General features: G+C 72.8%; 19 protein-coding genes. 7 read left to right on the top strand and 12 right to left on the bottom strand.

Annotated elements, in window-relative coordinates:
• Window positions 1-8 precede the first annotated feature (8 nt).
• From ACQP60_RS12340 to ACQP60_RS12320, 5 genes are all read right to left on the bottom strand, one after another.
• Window positions 9-1,523, bottom strand: a complete 1,515-nt coding sequence (locus tag ACQP60_RS12340; protein ID WP_429732832.1) for an extracellular solute-binding protein — start codon at window positions 1,521-1,523, stop codon at window positions 9-11.
• 14 nt (window positions 1,524-1,537) lie between these two features.
• A complete protein-coding gene (locus ACQP60_RS12335) occupies window positions 1,538-2,212 on the bottom strand; it encodes a YesL family protein (RefSeq protein ID WP_429732828.1) in 675 nt (224 codons plus the stop codon).
• Window positions 2,212-3,192 (bottom strand): ABC transporter permease, encoded by a 981-nt coding sequence (locus tag ACQP60_RS12330; RefSeq protein ID WP_429732826.1) that lies wholly within the window; start codon window positions 3,190-3,192, stop codon window positions 2,212-2,214. The genes ACQP60_RS12335 and ACQP60_RS12330 overlap by 1 nt, the downstream gene beginning before the upstream one ends.
• Before the next feature lie 232 nt (window positions 3,193-3,424).
• Window positions 3,425-3,949, bottom strand: a complete 525-nt coding sequence (locus ACQP60_RS12325; protein WP_429732823.1) for a dihydrofolate reductase — start codon at window positions 3,947-3,949, stop codon at window positions 3,425-3,427.
• A 13-nt stretch (window positions 3,950-3,962) separates the two neighbouring features.
• Complete coding sequence (locus ACQP60_RS12320; RefSeq protein ID WP_429732820.1) at window positions 3,963-4,766, bottom strand: thymidylate synthase; 804 nt, start codon at window positions 4,764-4,766, stop codon at window positions 3,963-3,965.
• Between the two features lie 235 nt (window positions 4,767-5,001).
• Here ACQP60_RS12320 and ACQP60_RS12315 point away from each other — a divergent pair, with 235 nt between their 5' ends.
• On the top strand, window positions 5,002-6,399 hold the full coding sequence (locus ACQP60_RS12315; RefSeq protein ID WP_429732818.1) for an NAD(P)/FAD-dependent oxidoreductase: 1,398 nt from the start codon (window positions 5,002-5,004) through the stop codon (window positions 6,397-6,399).
• Here the strand turns inward: ACQP60_RS12315 and ACQP60_RS12310 are convergent.
• Entirely contained in the window at window positions 6,381-7,298 is a 918-nt protein-coding gene (locus ACQP60_RS12310; RefSeq protein ID WP_429732815.1) for an RNA polymerase sigma-70 factor, read from the bottom strand. The two genes, ACQP60_RS12315 and ACQP60_RS12310, sit on opposite strands and share 19 nt — an antisense overlap.
• A gap of 51 nt (window positions 7,299-7,349) precedes the next feature.
• Window positions 7,350-8,102, bottom strand: coding sequence for an SDR family oxidoreductase (locus tag ACQP60_RS12305; RefSeq protein ID WP_429732812.1), 753 nt, complete (start codon window positions 8,100-8,102; stop codon window positions 7,350-7,352).
• 212 nt (window positions 8,103-8,314) lie between these two features.
• Between ACQP60_RS12305 and ACQP60_RS12300 the strand changes: the two genes are divergently transcribed.
• From ACQP60_RS12300 to ACQP60_RS12280, 5 genes are all read left to right on the top strand, one after another.
• Window positions 8,315-8,842 carry an OsmC family protein gene (locus ACQP60_RS12300; RefSeq protein WP_429732809.1) on the top strand — a complete coding sequence of 176 codons (528 nt, stop codon included), beginning with the start codon at window positions 8,315-8,317 and terminating at the stop codon, window positions 8,840-8,842.
• Window positions 8,839-9,741 carry a hypothetical protein gene (locus ACQP60_RS12295; protein ID WP_429732806.1) on the top strand — a complete coding sequence of 301 codons (903 nt, stop codon included), beginning with the start codon at window positions 8,839-8,841 and terminating at the stop codon, window positions 9,739-9,741. Before ACQP60_RS12300 ends, ACQP60_RS12295 begins: the two co-directional genes overlap by 4 nt.
• On the top strand, window positions 9,738-10,256 hold the full coding sequence (locus ACQP60_RS12290; RefSeq protein ID WP_429732803.1) for an SRPBCC family protein: 519 nt from the start codon (window positions 9,738-9,740) through the stop codon (window positions 10,254-10,256). The genes ACQP60_RS12295 and ACQP60_RS12290 overlap by 4 nt, the downstream gene beginning before the upstream one ends.
• A 66-nt stretch (window positions 10,257-10,322) precedes the next feature.
• Window positions 10,323-11,627, top strand: a complete 1,305-nt coding sequence (locus ACQP60_RS12285) for an aspartate aminotransferase type Ic (protein WP_429732801.1) — start codon at window positions 10,323-10,325, stop codon at window positions 11,625-11,627.
• Window positions 11,628-11,887: 260 nt separating this feature from the next.
• On the top strand, window positions 11,888-13,159 hold the full coding sequence (locus ACQP60_RS12280; protein ID WP_429732798.1) for a hypothetical protein: 1,272 nt from the start codon (window positions 11,888-11,890) through the stop codon (window positions 13,157-13,159).
• 87 nt (window positions 13,160-13,246) lie between these two features.
• On the opposite strand, the gene ehuA is transcribed toward ACQP60_RS12280, so the two are convergent.
• Genes ehuA through ACQP60_RS12260 form a run of 4 tightly spaced genes read right to left on the bottom strand, consistent with a single transcriptional unit; the run spans window position 13,247 to window position 16,400 of the window.
• On the bottom strand, window positions 13,247-14,047 hold the full coding sequence (ehuA, locus tag ACQP60_RS12275; protein WP_429732795.1) for an ectoine/hydroxyectoine ABC transporter ATP-binding protein EhuA: 801 nt from the start codon (window positions 14,045-14,047) through the stop codon (window positions 13,247-13,249).
• Window positions 14,048-14,075: 28 nt separating this feature from the next.
• Window positions 14,076-14,723, bottom strand: a complete 648-nt coding sequence (gene ehuD / locus ACQP60_RS12270) for an ectoine/hydroxyectoine ABC transporter permease subunit EhuD (RefSeq protein ID WP_429732792.1) — start codon at window positions 14,721-14,723, stop codon at window positions 14,076-14,078.
• Entirely contained in the window at window positions 14,720-15,466 is a 747-nt protein-coding gene (locus tag ACQP60_RS12265) for an amino acid ABC transporter permease (RefSeq protein ID WP_429732790.1), read from the bottom strand. Before ACQP60_RS12265 ends, ehuD begins: the two co-directional genes overlap by 4 nt.
• A 4-nt stretch (window positions 15,467-15,470) precedes the next feature.
• Window positions 15,471-16,400, bottom strand: coding sequence for a transporter substrate-binding domain-containing protein (locus ACQP60_RS12260; protein ID WP_429732787.1), 930 nt, complete (start codon window positions 16,398-16,400; stop codon window positions 15,471-15,473).
• A gap of 333 nt (window positions 16,401-16,733) precedes the next feature.
• On the opposite strand from ACQP60_RS12260, the gene ACQP60_RS12255 reads away from it, so the two are divergent.
• Window positions 16,734-17,504, top strand: a complete 771-nt coding sequence (locus tag ACQP60_RS12255; RefSeq protein WP_429732784.1) for a GntR family transcriptional regulator — start codon at window positions 16,734-16,736, stop codon at window positions 17,502-17,504.
• A 7-nt stretch (window positions 17,505-17,511) separates the two neighbouring features.
• On the opposite strand, the gene ACQP60_RS12250 is transcribed toward ACQP60_RS12255, so the two are convergent.
• On the bottom strand, window positions 17,512-18,924 hold the full coding sequence (locus ACQP60_RS12250; protein ID WP_429732781.1) for a serine hydrolase domain-containing protein: 1,413 nt from the start codon (window positions 18,922-18,924) through the stop codon (window positions 17,512-17,514).
• Between the last annotated feature and the right edge of the window lie 103 nt (window positions 18,925-19,027).

Genomic DNA, 19,027 nt, shown 5'->3' with positions numbered 1-19,027 from the left:
CGGGAAGGTCAGCCGTTCACCTTGGCGTAGGCCGCGGTGAACTCCGCCTCGATGTCGTCCAGGCCCTGGCCGCGCAGGTCCTCGACGACGGCCTCGTAGTCGGCCATCTCGATCTGGCCCGTGAGGTAGCGGTTGTAGGCGTCCATCGCCTTGTCCTCGATCGTCGACCACTGCCGGTCGAAGGTCTCCGAGGTCAGCGACTGGGTCGGGTTGATGACGGCGTCGGGCTCCTGCTCGGCCATCTTCTCGTTGGCCTCGTCCACGTACGGCTTGGTGCTCTTGTACGTCACGACCTTCTCCGACGGGCGGGACGACGAGTAGGGCTGCACCTCCTGCTCCCAGGCGGTCTGGTCCTCGATCGTCACCACGCCGTCGCCGTCGACGGAGTAGTGCTCGCCCTCGACGCCGTTGGTCATGAGGCCGAACGGCTCCTCGTCCATGAGCTTGTCGATGAACCCGAGCACCTTCTTGACCTCGGCCTCGTCCTTCACCTCGGACTTCGGCAGGGCGAGCCAGCCGCCCATGCCGCCGCCCGTGTCGGTGATGATGTGGTGCGGCTGACCGTCGAACGTCATGTCGTTGATGAGCGCCCACTTCATCGGCGTCTTCGGGTCGGCGCTCTGGGCGAGGTCCATGTAGTTCTTCGCCTCGAACAGGCCGGTGACGACGATGCCGCCCTTGCCGCGGGCGATGGCGTCCTGCTGGTTCTGCTTCTGGACGGTGACGAACTCCTGGTTCACCCCGCCCTGCTCGTACACGCCGCGGTACCACTCCATCGCCTGCTTGAACTCGTCGCTGGCGAACGCGGCGTGCACCTGGCCGGAGTCGTCGACGGAGAACTTGTCGCCCGCGCCGAAGTAGCCGGTCAGCGAGCGGAAGCCGACGAGGAAGCTCTCCTCGCGGTCGATGAACCCGGTCGTGTCGTCCTTGCCGTTGCCGTCCGGGTCGTCCTTGGCGAACGCGACGGCGACCTTCTCCAGGTCCTCGATCGTGTGCGGCGCCTCGAGGCCCAGGTTGTCCAGCCAGTCCTGGCGGACGACGACGCCGTAGCGCGTCTTGATCTTCTGGAACGGCACGCCGTAGAGCTTGCCGTCCAGCTTGGCGGCGTTGAGGGTGTCGGGGTCGATCTTCGCGAGGTTCGGGAAGTCCTTGAGGAAGGGCTCGACGTCCCAGAACTGCCCGGCCTTGAGCGCCTGGCGCACGGTCGTGCTGTCGGTGACGGTCAGCGACACGATGTCGGCGAGCTGGCCGGACGCGAGGGCGGAGTTGATCTTCTCCTCCTTCGACGCGTCCGGGACCCACTGCATCTTGAACTCCTGGCCGGTGTACTCCTCCAGCGCCGTCTGGATCGGGCCGTCGGCGTCCGGCGTCACAGGCGTGTGCAGCATCGACATCCACGTGATCGGGCTGTCGTCGGCCTTGCCGCCGTCGTCGTTGCCCGAACCGTCGCTGCCGCACGCGGTGAGCGCGAGCGCGGTCACCGCGGCCGCAGCCGCGCCCTTGGCGAACAGGGTCTTGCGCATGGGTACTGCTCCTCTCATGACACCTGCTCCGTCGCAGGCGCGATCATCGGGTGGTGCACGGAACGGCGGGTGAGCCCCGGGACCTCCGGGGACTCCTCCAGGGGGCGGAAGACGATGCGGGTCACCAGGCCCACGACGAACGCCGGGAGCCCGGCCCCGAAGAGCAGGAGGAGCGGGGTGGCGTAGGTCCACAGCAGCCACCAGGCGGCGCCGACGGTGGCGGCCCCGATGATCGTCCAGTGCAGCGAGCCGAAGCCGATGAGCAGCGCCGCGGCGAACCGGCGACGCGTGGTGGCGATGTCGGTGGCGACCATGACCGGGAACACGTAGGCGGTGGCGACGCCGAGCACGACGAGCGCCAGCACGTTGACCGCCTGCAGGATCCAGGTCGGCGCGAGGAAGACGTTGGTGACGATCACCGCTCCCGCCGCGAGCACGACCCCGCCGGCGAGCATCGACTCGCGCAGCCGCTCACGGACGTCGGCCACGAACGTGCGGGCGACCGACGGCGTCTCGCCGTGCCGCAGCCAGCGGTCCATGGACTTCGCCGTCGCGTACGACGCCGGGCCGAACCCGAGCACGCCGAGCCCGAGGACGGTCGTCGCCAGCCACAGCACGCTCAGGGCGGCGACCCGGAAGATGCCGCGGCAGATCGCGTCGATCCGGACGAAGCCCTCGAAGGAGAACATCAGTAGACGCCCTCCTCGCCGAACCGCTTGGCGAGGCGGTTGGCGAAGACCACGAGGATCAGGCCGACGAGGCCCTTGAACAGTCCGACGGCGGCCGCGTAGCTCAGCTGCCCGTTCTCGATGCCCGCCGTGTACACGTAGGTGTCGAAGATGTCGGCGACGTCGCGGTTCAGCGAGTTCATCACGAGGAACATGTGCTCGAAGCCCAGCTCGAGGAAGTCGCCGATGGCCAGGATGAACATCACGATGATGGTGGGGCGGATGGCCGGCAGCGTGATGTGCCAGGCCTGGCGCAGCCGACCCGCGCCGTCGAGCTCGGACGCCTCGTAGAGCTGCACGTCGACCGCGGTCATCGCGGCGAGGTAGACGATGGTGCCCCAGCCGGCGCCCTTCCAGATCTCCTGGAAGATGTACATGGGCCGGAGCCAGTCGGGGTCGGTGAGGAACGGGACGGGGTCGAAGCCCCACGAGACCAGCAGGTTGTTCACGGACCCGCCGTCCGTCGTGAGGAGCACGTAGAAGATCGACACGACGATCACCCACGACAGGAAGTGCGGCAGGTAGACGACCGACTGGATGCTGCGCTGGAACCACTTGGTGCGGACCTCGTTGAGCAGCAGCGCCAGGATCACCGGCACGGGGAACGAGAAGATCAGCATCCCCAGCGAGATCATCAGGGTGTTGCGCAGGAGGATGTAGAACGTGTCCTCGGAGAAGAAGCGCACGAAGTGGTCGAAGCCGACCCACGGGCTGCCGCCGATGCCGAGGAACGGCAGGTAGTCCTGGAAGGCGATGACGAGCCCGCCCATGGGCGCGTACTTGAAGAGGATGAAGTACAGGATCCCCGGCACGGCCATGAGGTAGAGCGCCTTGTGCTTCCACAGCGCCGGCACCCGCTTGCGGCGCGGGCGCGCCGGCGCGGCGCCACCGGACGTCGGCGTCGTCGGTGCCGCGGCCTTCGCGGCGGTGACCGCGCTCATCGCGCCGTCCCCTCGTTCATCACAACCACCATTGGCGTGCCCCTCTGCTCTTCCTCGAGCTGTTCGCGCTCCTGGTGAAACGCGCCGGTAACCGGTTTCTCGGAAACGTACCGGACGGGTACCGGAATCGGCAAGCGCCTTCCACCGATCGGTGTCGAGATCGTGATCTGTCGTCGCTGCGGGGCGGGGGGAGCGCGCCCGCGCGGGCGCGACCGCCGGGCGCCCGAGGGCGCTACACGGCGGCGCGGACGGCGCGCGCGTAGGTGCGCACGCGGTGGTGCAGGGCGCCGGGGCCCGACGACGTCGCCCACGCGCCGTCGTCGACGATCTCCCAGGTCAGAGGGTCGACGGCGGGTGCGAACGCGTCGCCCTCGACCGCCAGGTCGATCTCGGTGACCACGAGCCGGTCCGCGAGCGCCAGGGTCGCGGCGTAGACCTCGCCGCCGCCCATCACCCAGACCTCGTCCCCGCCGGCGGCCGCGGCGGCGAGCGCCAGGGCGGCGTCGACCGATCCGGCGGCGACGGCCCCGTCGTCGGACCAGCCCGGCCGCCGCGTGACGACGACGTTGGTGCGCCCGGGCAGCGGGCGGCGGGGCAGCGACTCCCAGGTGCGGCGCCCCATGACGACGGGGTGCCCCGCCGTCGTCGCCTTGAAGTGCGCGAAGTCCTCCGGCACGCGCCAGGGGATCTCGCCCGCGGCGCCGATGACGGGCCGGCCCGCGGCGTCGCGCGCCTGGGCCCAGATCAGACCGATCACGTCGTCGCCGGGTTCAGACGGCGACCGGGGCCTTGATGCCCGGGTGGTGCTGGTAGCCGAGCACCTCGATGTCCTCGTAGGCGTAGTCGAAGATCGAGTCGCGGGGCGCGAGGCGGAGCGTGGGGTACGGGTAGGGCTCCCGGGAGAGCTGGGTGCGCACCTGCTCCACGTGGTTGTCGTAGACGTGGCAGTCGCCGCCCGTCCAGACGAACTCGCCCACCTCGAGCCCGGTCTGCGCGGCCACCATGTGCGTGAGCAGCGCGTAGGAGGCGATGTTGAACGGCACGCCGAGGAACAGGTCGGCGGAGCGCTGGTAGAGCTGGCAGCTCAGCTTCCCGTCCGCCACGTAGAACTGGAACAGCAGGTGGCACGGCGGCAGCGCCATGTCGGCGAGCTCGGCCACGTTCCACGCGCTGACGACGAGGCGGCGCGAGTCCGGGTTCACCGTGATCTGGTCGATCACGCCCGCGATCTGGTCCACGTGCTGGCCGTCCGGCGTCGGCCACGACCGCCACTGCACGCCGTAGACGGGGCCCAGCTCGCCCTCCGGCGACGCCCACTCGTCCCAGATCGTCACGCCGTGCTCCTGCAGCCAGCGCACGTTGGAGTCGCCGCGCAGGAACCACAGCAGCTCGTAGGCGACCGACTTGAGGTGCACCCGCTTGGTGGTGATCAGCGGGAACCCCTGCTGCAGGTCGTACCGGAGCTGGCGGCCGAACACGCTGCGCGTGCCGGTCCCGGTGCGGTCCTCCTTGTGCGTGCCGTGCTCCAGCACGTCGCGCAGCAGGTCCTCGTACGGGGTGGGGATCGCAGCCATGCGGCAACCCTACGACCCTCCCGACACCGCCGGCTGCCCCGCGACGGCGCGCCGTCGCGCAGCCCGTGCGCACGCTCACCGCGGCAGTTCCGGCTCAGGTCGGCAGTTCGAGCTGCCGACCTGAGCACGAACTGCCGCGCCGACGTCTCCGACGTCACACCGCCCGGGCGTCACGCCGCGACCCGCTGCGTGGTCGACGTGGTGAGAGCGCCCGAGGGGCGCGAAGGAGGCAGTGATGCGACGCATCGTGATCGTCGGTGGCGGCTACGCGGGCTTCACGGCGGCCCGGGAGCTGGAGAAGGGCTTGCGGCGGGAGCTGCGGCGCGGGGACGTCGAGCTGGTGCTGGTCGACCCGCGCCCGTACATGACGTACCAGCCGTTCCTGCCGGAGGTGCTGGCAGGGTCCGTCGAGGCGCGGCACGCGGCGGTGGCGCACCGCGGGCACCTGCGCCGCACGCGGCTGGTCGACGGGTCGGTGGTGCGGGTCGACCACGCGGACCGGGTGGTCGTCGTGCGGCCGCGCTCGGGAGGGACGTACCGCCTGCCCTACGACACGGTCGTGGTGACGGCGGGTGCGGTGACGCGCGTCTTCCCGGTGCCCGGCGTCGCGGAGCACGCCATCGGGATGAAGCACGTGGAGGAGGCGGTCGCCATCCGCGACCGGCTGCTGACGTCGTTCGACCGGGCCGCGAGCCTGCCGCGCGGGCCGGAGCGGGAGCGGCTGCTCACCGTGACGTTCGTCGGCGGCGGTTTCTCCGGCGTCGAGGGCTTCGGCGAGCTGCTGTCGCTCGCGCACGACCTGCTCCCCCGGTACCCGGAGATCGACGCCGCCGAGCTGCGGTTCCACCTCGTCGAGCTGAGCGACCGGATCCTGCCGGAGGTGACGGACCGCCCGGGCCGATGGGTCGTGCAGCAGCTCGAGCGCCGCGGCGCGCACGTGCACCTCGGCACGGGCCTGGAGTCCGCGGCCGACGGCGTCGTCCGCCTCTCGACCGGGGAGTCGTTCGCGTCGGGCCTGCTGGTGTGGACGGCGGGCAATGCGGCGAACCCCGTGGTCGCGACGCACACCGACCTGCCGGTGGACCGGCGCGGGTACGTCGTCGTGCGGCCCGACCTGCGAGTCGGCACCGACGACGAGCCCGTCGCCGACGCGTGGGCCGCGGGCGACGGCGCCGCCGTCCCGGACCTCGCCGTCGCCCGCCCCGGCGCCCTCGCCGTGCCGAACGCGCAGCACGCCGTCCGGCAGGGCCGGCTCCTGGCGCGCAACCTCGTCGCCACCCTGCGCGGGCGCCCCACCCGTCCCTACGTGCACGGCAGCCTCGGCATCATCGCCACGCTGGGCCTGGGGTCGGGCGTCTTCGAGTCCCACGGGATCGTGGTGCGCGGCCGCCTGGCGTGGCTCGTGCACCGCGGGTACCACCTGCTCGCCGTCCCGACGTGGGAGCGCAAGGCCCGCGTGCTCGCGGTATGGCTCACCGCCGCGGTCTTCGGGCGCGACGTCGTCTCCCTCGCGTCGGTGCAGGCGCCTCGCGCCGCGTTCGCCGCGGCGACCACGCCCGACGACGCGCCCGACCACGCGCCCGACCACGCGCCCGACGACGGTGCGAAGGCCGCTCAGGACGTCGCCGCGTAGCCCGTCAGCTTGTCGGGGTTGACCTGGACGTACACGTGCTCGACCCGCCCGTCCGCGACGTCGAGCGCCAGCAGCGCGAACGGCGCGCCGTCCAGGTCGACCACGACGGCGGGCAGCCCGTTCGCTTCGACGGCGCGCACCGTCCCGGCGTCCCAGTACTTGCGCCACACGTTGTCGAGGAACAGCGACACGCGCGCCAGGCCGACCAGCTCGACGCGCGACGCGTGCACCCGCCCGCCGCCGTCGGGGCGCGCGACGACGTCGTCGGCGAGGTAGCGCTCGAAGCGGGCGAGGTCGCCCTCGTGCGCGGCGGCCACGAGCTCGTCGAGCAGGCGCCGGTGCTCGCCCGGGTCGACGGGCACCGCCTCGCGCGTGCCGAGCCGGTCGCGGGCCCGCCGGGCGAGCTGGCGCGCGTTCGCCTCGGTGAGGTCGAGGATCTCCGCGATCCGCGCGTGCGGGTAGCCGAACGCCTCCCGCAGCACGTACACCGCGCGCTCCACCGGGGTGAGCCGTTCCATGAGCAGCAGCGTCGCCAGCTCGAGCGCCTCCGCACGCTCGGCGCCGAGCGCCGGGTCGTCGGACGTGTCGACCGGCTCGGGGAGCCACGGGCCCACGTACGTCTCGCGCCGGGCGCGGGCCGACGTCGCCGCGTTGATCGCGAGCCGCGTCGTCACGGTGGTGAGGAAGGCCGCCGGGTTCCGCACCTGGTCCCGGTCCGTGCCCTGCCAGCGGAGCCACGCGTCCTGCACCACGTCCTCCGCCTCCACGACGCTCCCGAGCATCCGGTAGGCGATGCCGAACAGCTGCGGCCGGACGGCGAGGAACGCGTCGAGCGCCCCGGCCCCCTCGGTGTCGTCGAGGGGGCCGGGGCGCTGCGGCGCGGGCGGGTGCGTCGTCATGCGGTCAACGTACGCCCGGCCCGACCCGGCCGGCCGGGCGGACGAGGCCGGTCACGCCGAGGCACGCGCCGCCGCGAAGTCGGCGTACGTCGTCGCGCCGAGGCGCGCGTCGCCCTGCGGCACGATCGCGTCGTCGGCGAGCACGGCCCCGAAGTACGGCGCGGCGGGGTCGGCCACCACCGGGCGGTCGTCGCCCGCCGCCGCGAGCGCGGCCGCGATGAACTCGTCGAACCGGAACCGCTCCGGGCCGGCGACGTCGTACGCCGCGCCCCGCGGCTCCCCCGCGGCCGCCTCGGCCACGAGCCGCGCCACGTCCGCCGACGCGATCGGCTGGAACCCGACCGGCGGGATGCGCACCGCGCCGTCCACGGTGGCGCCGTCCGCGATCCGCGGGGCGAACTCGAAGAACTGCGTGGCCCGCACGACCGTCCACGGGACGCCGCCGTCACGGACCAGCTCCTCCTGCGCCACCTTGGCCCGCAGGTACCCGGAGTCCGGGTTCCGGTCGGCGCCCACGATCGACAGCGCGACGTGGTGCCGCACGCCCGCCCGCCTCTCGGCGTCGAGCAGGGTGCGCGTCGACGTCCTGAAGAAGCGCAGCACGTCGTCGTCCGCGAACGACGGCGAGTTCGACACGTCCACGACGACGTCGGCGCCCGCGAGCGCATCGTCCACGCCCTGGCCGGTCAGGGTGTCCACGCCCGTGCTCGGCGCGGCGGCGACCGCGTCGTGCCCGGCCTCCGTGAGCCGGGCGATGACCTGCGTCCCGATGAGTCCCGTCCCACCGACGACCACGATCTTCATGAGCCTGTCCTCTCTGCGGTACCTCTGAGGTGTTCTCGCGACGGCCCGGAGGCCGCCCGACACCCTGTCGACCGCGGACGGCGGCGCTCCGTGACAGATCCCGGCCCGTGATCCGGGTCACGCCGGAATCTCGCACCGTCCCCGCACGTTCTCCTCCGGACCGCCCGGACACCCCTGGGCGACCATCGCGAGACCAGTGGGAGGATCGCCTCATGACGGACCAGAGCATCGCGCCCGACACCGCCGCCGGCCCCGAGACCGACGTCGCGGCCCCCGTGACGCCGTCGCCCACCGACCCGCTGTGGGTGGAGCGCACCGGCAACCGCACCTACCGCGGCCACACCGCCCGCGGCGCGAGCGTGGAGATCGGGCCGGTGGAGGCGGGCGCCGTCTTCACGCCGGGCGAGCTGCTCAAGGTGGCGCTGGCCGCGTGCGCCGGGATGAGCAGCGACACCAAGTTCGCCCGGGTGCTCGGCGAGGCGTACGAGGCCGTGATCCGCGTCGAGGACGCGAAAGACCTCGACGAGGACCGGTACCCGGTGCTCACGGAGCGCTTCGAGATCGACCTGTCGGGCCTCGACGAGAAGACGCGCGACAAGACCCTCCTGCTGGCGCAGCGCTCGATCGACCGGGCCTGCACCGTGGGCCGCACCCTCAAGGCGGGCGCGCTGGTGCCGCCGGCGGTCTTCGAGCAGCCCGGGGGCGACGCGCAGGACGACACGGAGGGCCCCGCGTCGTGAGCGCGCGCGGCGGAGGCGGCGAGGTCGTGGGCCCCGACCTGCCCGGTGACGACCTCGCCGAGGCCCAGGACCCGGCCACGCGCCGCGAGGAGTGGGCCCGGTACCGGCCGACGCCGCTGCTCGACGCGCTCCTCGACAAGGCCGTGACGATCCCGTCCGCCGCGATCCACAAGCACGTGGACCGGCTGCGGGCGCGCAACCCCGAGGCCGACCCGGCCGGGATCGTGCGGATCCTCGAGAAGGAGTACCTGACCCTGCTGACGACGGCGGGCGGCGCGGTGGGCGCGGCCGCCGCGGCGCCGTCGGTCGGGACGGCGGCGGCGACGGCCCTCACGACGGGCGACGTGGCGACGTTCTTCGGCGCCTCGGCCGCGTTCGCGCTCGCCGTCGCCGACGTGCACGGCATCGAGATCGACGACGTGCCGCGCCGTCGCGCCCTGCTCCTGGCGACCGTGCTGGGCGACCGGGGCGCGAAGGACGTCGAGAACGCGATCGGCGGCTCGTCCGTGGCGTGGGGGAAGGTGCTGCTCACGTCCATGCCGCAGACCACGATCAAGCGCGTCAACAAGACCCTCGCCCGCCAGTTCCTCAAGCGGCAGGTCGCCAAGCAGGGCTCGCTCGCGCTCGGGCGGCTGCTGCCGTTCGGCGTCGGGTTCGTGGTGGGCGTCGCGGGCGGGCGCGCCCTCGGCCACGGCGTCGTGGCGCAGTCGCGGCGCGCGTTCGGCCCGCCGCCCGAGCACTTCCCGCGCGTCGTGGAGCTCGTGCTCGAGCCGGGCGACGACGTCCCCACGCTGCGCGCCCTCGAGGCACCGGGCCGCACGTCGGCGAGCCGCTGGCTGCCGCGGGGCAGGGCGCGCCGCAAGGGACGCGGCGGCGCGGACGGGGACGACGGCGCGTGACGGCGCCCGGCCCGCCCCCGGCCCACCGCGTCGAGATGGCGCGCGTCGTCCCCGTGGAGGCGTCCGTCGCGTTCGCGTGGGTCGCGGACCTGCGCACCCACCCGCGCTGGATGGTCGCCACGCGGCTCCAGGGGCCCGCCGGTCACGGCCCCGAGCTGGGCGACCGCTGCACGATGGCGAGCGGACCGGGTGCGCGGCGCGACCCCGCGAGCGCCCTCGGCCGCCTGGTGGTCGTCGACCGCATGGTCGTGGAGCAGCTGGAGCGCCCCTCCACCGCGGCGGCACGCGTCGGGCGCACCCGGCTGCGCAAGCTCGGGCCGGTGCTGCTCGGCGAGGCGGGCTTCGACGTCGTCCCGATGGACGCCGGCCGCTGCCGCGTCGTGTGGTGGGAGGAGGCGTACCTCGCCGGCCCGCTCCCCCGCGCCGTCACGGCCCCGCTGGTGGGGCTGGCGCTGCGCGTGTTCATGCGCCTCTCGCTGGGCCGGCTCGCACGGGCGCTCGACCGCCGGCGCTGACCGGCGCCCGCCCGCCGTCGTGGGACGCCCTGCCGCCGCTCCGGCGCGGCCGGTAAGGTCCGTGGGGTGAGCACCGAGGGTTCCACCGCGCCGTCGTCCACCACCCCGACCGCCCAGGCTGCCGGCCTCGCCGAGAGGCTCGAGGACCTGCGCCGCCAGTACGCCGACCTGCAGGCCCGCGGCCTGAAGCTCGACCTCACGCGGGGCAAGCCGTCCGCCGAGCAGCTCGACCTCTCCGAGGCGCTGCTGGCCCTGCCCGGCGAGGGCCACCACACGGCCGAGGACGGCACGGACACGCGCAACTACGGCGGCCTCGCCGGTCTGCCCGAGCTGCGCCGCATCTTCGCCGAGCTGCTCGGCGTGCCCGTCGACCAGCTCCTCGCGCAGGGGAACGCCTCCCTCACGCTCATGTACGACACGATCGTCCAGGCCCTGCTGTTCGGCGTGCCGGGCTCCGAGCGGCCCTGGTCCCGCGAGGAGCAGATCACGTTCGTGTGCCCGGTGCCCGGGTACGACCGGCACTTCGCCATCTGCGAGGAGCTGGGCATCCGCATGGTCACCGTGCCGATGACGCCCGACGGCCCCGACGCGGAGGCCGTCGCCGCGCTCGTCGCCGACGACCCGACGGTCAAGGGCCTGTGGGTCGTGCCGACGTACGCCAACCCGGACGGCTCGGTCGTCTCGGAGGCCGTCGCGCGGCGCCTCGTGTCGATGCCCGCCGCGGCGCCCGACTTCCGCATCTTCTGGGACAACGCCTACGCCGTGCACCACCTCACGGAGCACGAGGCGAAGTCCGCCAACGCGATCGACCTCGCCGCCGAAGCCGGCAACCCCGACCGCGTGCTGATGTACGCGTCGACGTCGAAGATCTCCCTGGCGGGCTCGGGCGTCGCGTTCTTCGCGTCGTCGCCCGCCAACGTCGCCTGGTTCACGAAGCACCTCGGCATCCGCTCCATCGGCCCGGACAAGATCAACCACCTGCGCCACGCGCAGTTCTTCGGCGACGCCGAGGGCGTGCGCGCCCACATGCGCAAGCACCGCGAGATCCTCGCGCCCAAGTTCCGCGCCGTCGTCGACATCCTCGACGAGCGGCTCGGCGACGCCTGCGTCGCCACCTGGACCCGGCCCGACGGCGGGTACTTCGTCTCGGTGGACGTCGTGCCGGGCACCGCGGCGCGGGTCGTGCAGCTCGCGAAGGAGGCCGGCATCGCGCTCACGCCCGCCGGCGCGACCTTCCCGTACCACCAGGACCCGCACGACCGGAACCTGCGCCTCGCGCCGACCATGCCGCCGCTGGACGAGGTGCGCGTCGCGATGGACGGCGTCGCCACCTGCATCCTGCTCGCCGCGGCGGAGGCGGCGACCTCCTGACCCACCCTCCGTCGTGGGTGTGACGGTGGCCCCGTTCCGCGTCGGAACGGGGCCACCGTCACACCCACAACGTGCGGAAACACAGGATCTTCGCGCTTCCTCTCGGGGCGGCTCACGACGGCCCGCTGCGACCTGCACACGACCGGCCTAGGCTGCTGGGGACGCCCGCGGCAGACGCCGGAGCCCCGCGGCGCGCGGCCCTCGTGCCGGCGGGTGCGGTGGGCGTCGGACCGACGACCCCGACCTGGACCACACGCTCCGTGACCTCCTCCCCCCGCAGCCCCGCACCGGGCGACCCCGTCGACGACCCGCACGACGACGCGAAGGACGCCCCCGCCACGACCCGGCTCTCGCTCACCCAGGTGGTCGCGAGCGCCCTCGCGGCCGTCAGCGCCACGGTGCTGATGTCCTTCTTCGGCGTCGCCGGGACGATCATCGGCGCGGGCCTGGCGAGCGTCGTCACGGTCATCGGCAACTTCCTCTACACCCGCTCGATCGAGAAGACGCACGAGCAGCTCAAGCCCGTGGTCACCAAGGTCGTCGCGCGCACGGGACCTGCCTCCGCACGGTCGCGCACCGTCGCGATGCGTGTCAGCGGCACCGCCACGACGGCGCGGGGCACGGTGGTCAGCACGTCGGACGCCGCGGACGCACCGGTGGGGGGCGACGGCGCGACGACCGTCGAGCGCCGGTCCGTCACCGAGACGCTGGCCGACGGCACCGTCCCCGGCACGCAGCCGCTCGACGCCACCGCGCCGCTCGACGAGACACGGCCCCTGGGTCCCGTCGGCGCCGCCGGCGCCGCGCTCGCGTCCGAGGACGGCGACGGGTCCGACGGCGAGGTTCCCGACGGCGACGCTCCCGAGGGCGAGGAGCCCGAGCCGCGCAACGCCTGGCTGCGCTTCGTGGAGAAGCACGGCACCAAGAAGGTGCTGGCCCTGTCGGCCGCCGCGCTGTTCGTCGTCGTCATGGGCGTGGTGCTCGTCGTCGAGCTCGTCATCGGCAAGCCGCTGTCCGACGCCGTGCGCGGCCAGGAGGGCTCCGGCACGAGCATCAGCCGCACGTCGCGCGACGCCGACGACTCGACCACCGTGCCCACCCCGACGAGTCCTGCCGAGGACCCGGCGAACATCCCCGGGGACGACTCCGGCACGGGCACTGGCGACCGGGGCACGGATGAGTCCACGACCGGCACCACCGACGGGTCCACGGACGAGCCGACCGACGGCTCCACTCCGGACAGCACGACGGGAACCGACCCGGACACGGACACGCCCACGGACGGGTCCACCGGCGGCACGGACGACGGCACGGACGGCGGCACCGACACCGGCACCGACGGCTCGGACGACGGCACCACGGGCGACGGCACGGACACGACCGGCGGTACCGGCGGCACCAGCGAGGGCGGGGACGCCGGCACGGACACGGGGACGGGGACCACGGTGCCCGACGCCGAACAGGGCACCGGGTCGACGTCCGGCTCCGCCCAGGACGGCGCCGCAACGCCGACGCCCACCCCGGCGTCCTGACCCCTGACGCCGAACAGCGGTCGCTCCCCTTCTCACGCGAGGTGACGCGTGAGAAGGGAGCGACCGCCTGTGTCCGGGTCCGGGAGCTCAGCCCCCGAGCACGGCCTTGAGGAACTCCTGCGTGCGCTCGTGCTTGGGGTTGGTGAACATCGTCTCGGGGTCGGCCTCCTCGACGATCTTCCCGTGGTCGAACATCAGCACGCGGTTCGAGACGTCACGAGCGAACTGCATCTCGTGGGTCACGAGCAGCATGGTGATGTCCGTGGTGCGGGCGATCTCGCGGAGCACGCCCAGCACGTCGGCCACGATCTCCGGGTCGAGCGCCGAGGTCACCTCGTCGAGCAGCAGGATCTCCGGGTCCATGGCGAGCGCCCGCGCGATGGCGACGCGCTGCTGCTGACCGCCCGAGAGCTGGTTGGTCTTGAAGTCCCGCTTGTCGGTCATGCCGACCTGCTCGAGCAGCTCCTCCGCGCGCTGCACCGCGTCGGCCTTGCTCATGCCGAGCACGTGGATCGGCGCCTCGATGATGTTCTCGAGCACCGTCATGTTGGGGAACAGGTTGAACTGCTGGAACACCATCCCCACCCGCTTGCGCACCTGACGGCGGCGCTTCTCCGGGATCTCGACCCACTTGGACCCCTTGTACTCGTGCGTGTAGGGGTCGCCGTCGATGAGGATGAGCCCGCCGTTCGCCTCCTCGAGGGTCATCAGCAGGCGCAGGATCGTCGTCTTCCCCGATCCGGACGGGCCGATCAGCGTCACGCGGTCGCCCTTCGCGACGCTGAAGTTCAGCTTGTCCAGCACGACGTTGTCGCCGAAGCGCTTGACGACGTCCTTGAACTCGATGGCGGGCGTGCCGTTCGAGCCCGCCGTGGTCGGTGTGGTCATGGTCTGGCTCCCAGCGGAGGTCGTCGGGTCAGGCAAGGCGGATCTCCATCCTGCGCACCAGCAGCGAGGTCGGGTAGCTCACCAGGAGGAAGAGCAGGCCCACGATCGTCAGCGGCTCGATGTACGAGAACGTGTTGGCCCCGTAGTTCTGGGCCGCCTGGTACATCTCCACCACGGTGATCGCGAAGAGGAACGGCGTCTCCTTGAACATCGAGACGGCGTAGTTCCCCAGGCCCGGCAGCGTCTTGCGGATCGCCTGCGGCAGGATGATCGCGAACCAGGTCCGTCCCTTGGGCAGGTTGAGGGCCGTGGCGGCCTCCCACTGCCCCGGCGGCACGGCCTCGATGCCCGCCCGGTACACCTCGGACATGTAGGTGGCGTAGTGCACGCCCAGCACGGCGAACCCGATGACGAGCGGCGGGACGTCGACCAGCAGCAGGTACACGAAGACGAGCTGCACCAGCAGCGGCGTCATGCGGATGAAGTCGACGACGAGCCGCAGGGGCGCCCGGACCCACCGCGTCGGTGCGCGCATCGCCAGGGCGATGACGAGCCCCAGGATCGAGGCGATGACCATGCCGACGACGGTCGCCTCGATGGTGATCACCAGGCCACGCAGCAGGTCGGGCAGGACGTCCCAGGCCTTGTCCCAGTTCCAGATGCCGTCCTCGTTCATGCCACACCTCCCTGGACGCGGGCGATCTCGGTCGGGACGCCGGGCTTGAGGCCGAACACGTCACGCAGCCGCGGGCGGGTGCCGCGGCCGAGCCGACGCTTGGCCCGCTCCTCCAGCCAGTTCATGCCCCAGGTGAGGATGTAGGCGATGACGAAGTAGATGACGAGACCGATCCCGTAGCTGAAGAACGTGTCGCGGGTGTCCCGCTGGAGCTCGTCGATCCACCAGTACACGTCGTGCAGGGTGATGTAGAACGCGAGCGCCGAGCCCTTGAGGAGCTGGATCAGCAGGTTCGCCAGCTGCGGGATCATCAGCGCCCACGCCTGCGGGAAGATCACGCGGCGCACCTTGTGGGGCCAGGCCAGGTTGAGGGCCGTGGCGGCCTCCCACTGCCCGGTCGGGACGGACTCGATGGAGCCGCGCACCACCTCGGCGGCGTAGGCGCCGTAGTTGAGCCCGAGAGCCACGATGGCGACGGCGAGCGCCTCCATCTTGAAGCCGAACGTGGGCAGCACGTAGAAGATCCAGAAGATCTGGACCACCAGCGACGTGCCGCGGAAGAACTCGATGACGACGCGGGACGGCCCCCGCACCCAGAGAGTCCGGGTGCGCGCGCCGAACCCCAGCACGAGCGCGACGACCATCGCGAGGATGGCGCCGCCGAGCGTCATCTCGAGGGTGACGAGGACCGCGTCGCCGAGACTGGGAAGACGGTCGACCAGTGCCTGGAGATCATCTGACATGTGGTCAGGAATCCAGCCCCAGCTCGTCGGTGATGGCCGCGAGGTCGCCCTTGCAGAGCATCTCGGCCGTCAGCCCCTCGGGCGGGAACTCCGCCTCGGTGAAGCCGAACGGCTCCATGATCTCGAGCCACTTCTCCTTGTCGCCGTTGATCTTGGCGAGCTCCTCGTTGTAGGCCTCGAGCAGCTCCGTGTCGCCCTTGCGGAACACCTCGGAGCCGGCGCCGATCTGCGCCACGCCGTCGATGTTGGCGACGAACGCCTCCGTGGCCTCCACGGGCTCGTCGGTGCTGTCCGCGAGCGCGCGGATCGAGATGCCGGTGAGCGCGAACGCGTCGGCCCGGCCGGTCACGACGGCGTTGAGGCCGTCGGTCGAGTCGCCGACCGTGATCGTCTTGACGCCGGTCTTCTTGGCGTAGCCGTCCTCGATCGCGCCGCTGGTGACGGCGAGGGTGAGGCCCGAGTCCTCCACCGACTGCCAGTCGGTCAGGTTCTCGGGGTTGCCCTCGGGCACGAGGAACGCCGTGGTGTACATGATCGTGGGCTCGGCGAAGGCCGCCTGCTCGCAACGCTCCGGCAGGATCGACATCCCCGCGGAGACGGTGTCGTAGCGGTCGGCGTTGAGCCCCGGGATGAGCGAGTTCCACTCGGTCTGGGTGCCCTGGACGTCGTCGACGCCGAGCGCCCCGAAGATCTCCTTGTCGAGCGCGATCGTCGCGCCGGTGAGCTCGTCGCCCTCCTTGTAGCTGTACGGCTTCTCGCCGTTGAAGGCGACGTTGACGGTGCCGGAGTCCTGGATCTTCTGCAGGGTCGAGCCCGCGCCGTCCCCCGATCCGCCCTCGTCGACGCTCGAGCAGGCGGCCAGCGCGGTCATGGTGAGCACGGAACCGGCTGCGAGGAACGCCCGGCGGCGCTTCGTGGTCCTGGTGGACGACACGGTGTCTCCCTTCGTCGCCCGGCGGGAGTCCACGCCGAGCCGTTGGTCTGGACGGTGCGACACCGTAGCGGCGATGCCGACGCTATGACAATCTATGTATCCGCATGTCGGATTGTCTACAATCTTCGAGGGCGCGCCGCTTCGACGCCCCCGACTCGACGTCGCCGCAGGTCAGGGCGGTGCCGCCGGGCCGAACGACCGTCCGGGAGCGCCCGCGCACCCCGGGGAACGCGGTCATGCCATGGTCACAAGAGGGTCACGATCTGGCCGGAGGTCGCGGCACGGGATGATATGTCCCGGTCGGGAGGCCCCGACCGCCTGGAAGGAGAGCAGATGACCCCATCGTCGCCGGCCCCCGTCGGCAGCGCGCCGTTCCTGTCGCCGGTGACCCGACCGTCGACGGTCGACCTCATCACCGTCGAGCTGCGCAACGCCGTCTACTCCGGCGCGCTGCCCGTGGGGTCGCCCATCCGCGAGGTCGAGATGTCCAGCCAGCTCGGCGTCAGTCGCGGGCCGTTCCGCGAGGCCGCGCAGCGCCTGGTCCAGGAGGGGCTGCTGCGTTCGACGCCCGGCCGCGGCCTCAGCGTGGTGCGCATCGGCGCCGACCGGGTCCGGGCCCTGTACGAGGCGCGGGCGACGGTCGAGACGTCGGCCGCGCCGCTCGCCGTCGAGCGCGCCACGCCCGCCCAGGTCGCGGCCGTCCGCGCCGCGCACGACGTCCTCGTCGACGCCGAACGGAGCGAGGACGCCCGCCGCGTGGGCGACGCCGACCTCAACGTGCACTGGTCGCTCGTGGCCGCCAGCGGCAACCCGTGGCTGCTGCGCTGGATGACCACGCTCATCGTCGAGGTCCGGATCGCGAGCTTCACCCTCAGCGAGGACTACGCCGTCCGCAAGGACGCCGCCGAGTCGCACGTCGAGCTGGTCGAGCGCTTCGAGGCCCGCGACGCCGACGGCCTCGTCGCCGCGATCCGCACCAACCTCGACGAGGCGGTCGCCCGCCTGCTCGAGCCCGAGTCCGTCGCGGTCGAGACCTTCGACGAGCCGCGTCCCTCCCCCGCGACCCGTCTCGACCCGATCACCCCCACGTTCCCCGAGCCGTAGCCGTCGCTCAACCCCCGTGCCGGGCGGCGAGCTGCGCGCGGCGCCCCGCCTCGTAGTCCTCGGCGCGCCACGACGTCACCCCCGCGACGACGATCCCCGCCGGCCGGCCGTCCTCGCCGGGCAGCACCTCGACCGGCTCCCCGGGCGCACCGAACCCCGGCTCGACCGGGAGCCGCAGCGTCTCGCCGTCGGCGACCAGGCGCTCCGCGCCGGCGAGCGGGTCGTCGCGACGCGGGTCGATCAGCCACACGTCACCACCGAGCCGCACGACGTCGGTCAGCCCCCACAGGTTGGCGAACCGCCCCGTGCGACGGTCCAGGTCGGCCGCCTCCGCGGGCGTGGGCGCGCCGGCGTCGAGGGCCGTCGCGACCAGGGCGAACAGGCCGGTCGCGATCGTGTCGGCCGGGCCGTCGACCGCGTTCGTCAGCACGGACACGACGACGCCCGCGGCCGGGTCGGCCCAGGTGCGGCTGAGCTGGCCCGGGAACGCGCCGCTGTGCCCGACCACACGACGCCCCTCGATGTCGCGCACCTCGAAACCGAGGCCGTAGCGCCGCGGCCGGGCGTGCGGGCGGTCGATCGCCGACTCGTCGCGCTGCAGCAGGCGGCGCGTCTCCGGGCGGAGCAGCGTCGACCCCTCGGCGTGCGCCGCGAACCAGCGCGTGAGGTCGGACGCCGTCGAGCAGAACCCCGTCGCCGCGGCCAGCGCCCCGGTGCGCACGGGGGCGACGGGCAACCGCCCGTCGTCGGCGACGCCCAGGGCGGAGTGCCCGACGACGGCGGGCGCACCGTCCTCCAGCTCCGGGGACGTGCGGTCCAGCCCGAGCGGGCCGAGGAGGTCGTCCTGCACGTGACGCTCGAACGGGCGGCCGGTCACCGCCTCGACCACCAGCCCCAGCAGCCCGTAGGCGAGGTTCGAGTACTTGAAGACCTCGCCGCGGCCGAGGACCGGGCCGGCGGCGCGCACCGAGGCCACCAGGGCACGCCGGTCCGGGAACGGTGGGCCCAGCTGCCAGAAGTCGGCGTCGGTGCCGTCGCGCCGCACGCCGCCGGTGTGGCCGAGCGCCTCGCGGAGGGTCACCCGCCCGACGCCGGTGCCGACCAGCTCGGGCAGGTGCGCCTCGAAGGCGTCGTCGAGGCGCAGCGCGCCCCGCTCCGCGAGCCGGGCGACCGCCGTCGCCGTGAACGTCTTGGAGTGCGACGCCACCCGGAAGACGTGGTCGGTGCGCAGCGGTTCCCCGGTCGTGACGTCGGCGACGCCCCACGCGCCCTCGAGGACGACGTCGCCCCCGACGCGCACCGCGTACTGCACGCCGGGCACGCGGGCGAAGCCGGCCTGCGTGCCGACCCACGCGGCGAGGTGGTCGGGGTCGAACGGGTGCGGGGTCGCGGGCTCCGTGGTCATCGGCTCCGTGGTCATGGGCGACACCCTGCCACGGCCGCAGCACCGCTCGGCGTGCGGCACCGATGAGTTCGGCGTCGGCGGTCCGTCCTAGCCTGGGACGTGACGCACGTCACCGACA

The sequence above is a fragment of the Isoptericola variabilis genome, assembly GCF_050311655.1.
Taxonomy (GTDB): domain Bacteria; phylum Actinomycetota; class Actinomycetes; order Actinomycetales; family Cellulomonadaceae; genus Isoptericola; species Isoptericola variabilis.
This window is presented reverse-complemented; position numbering and strand designations above follow the sequence as displayed.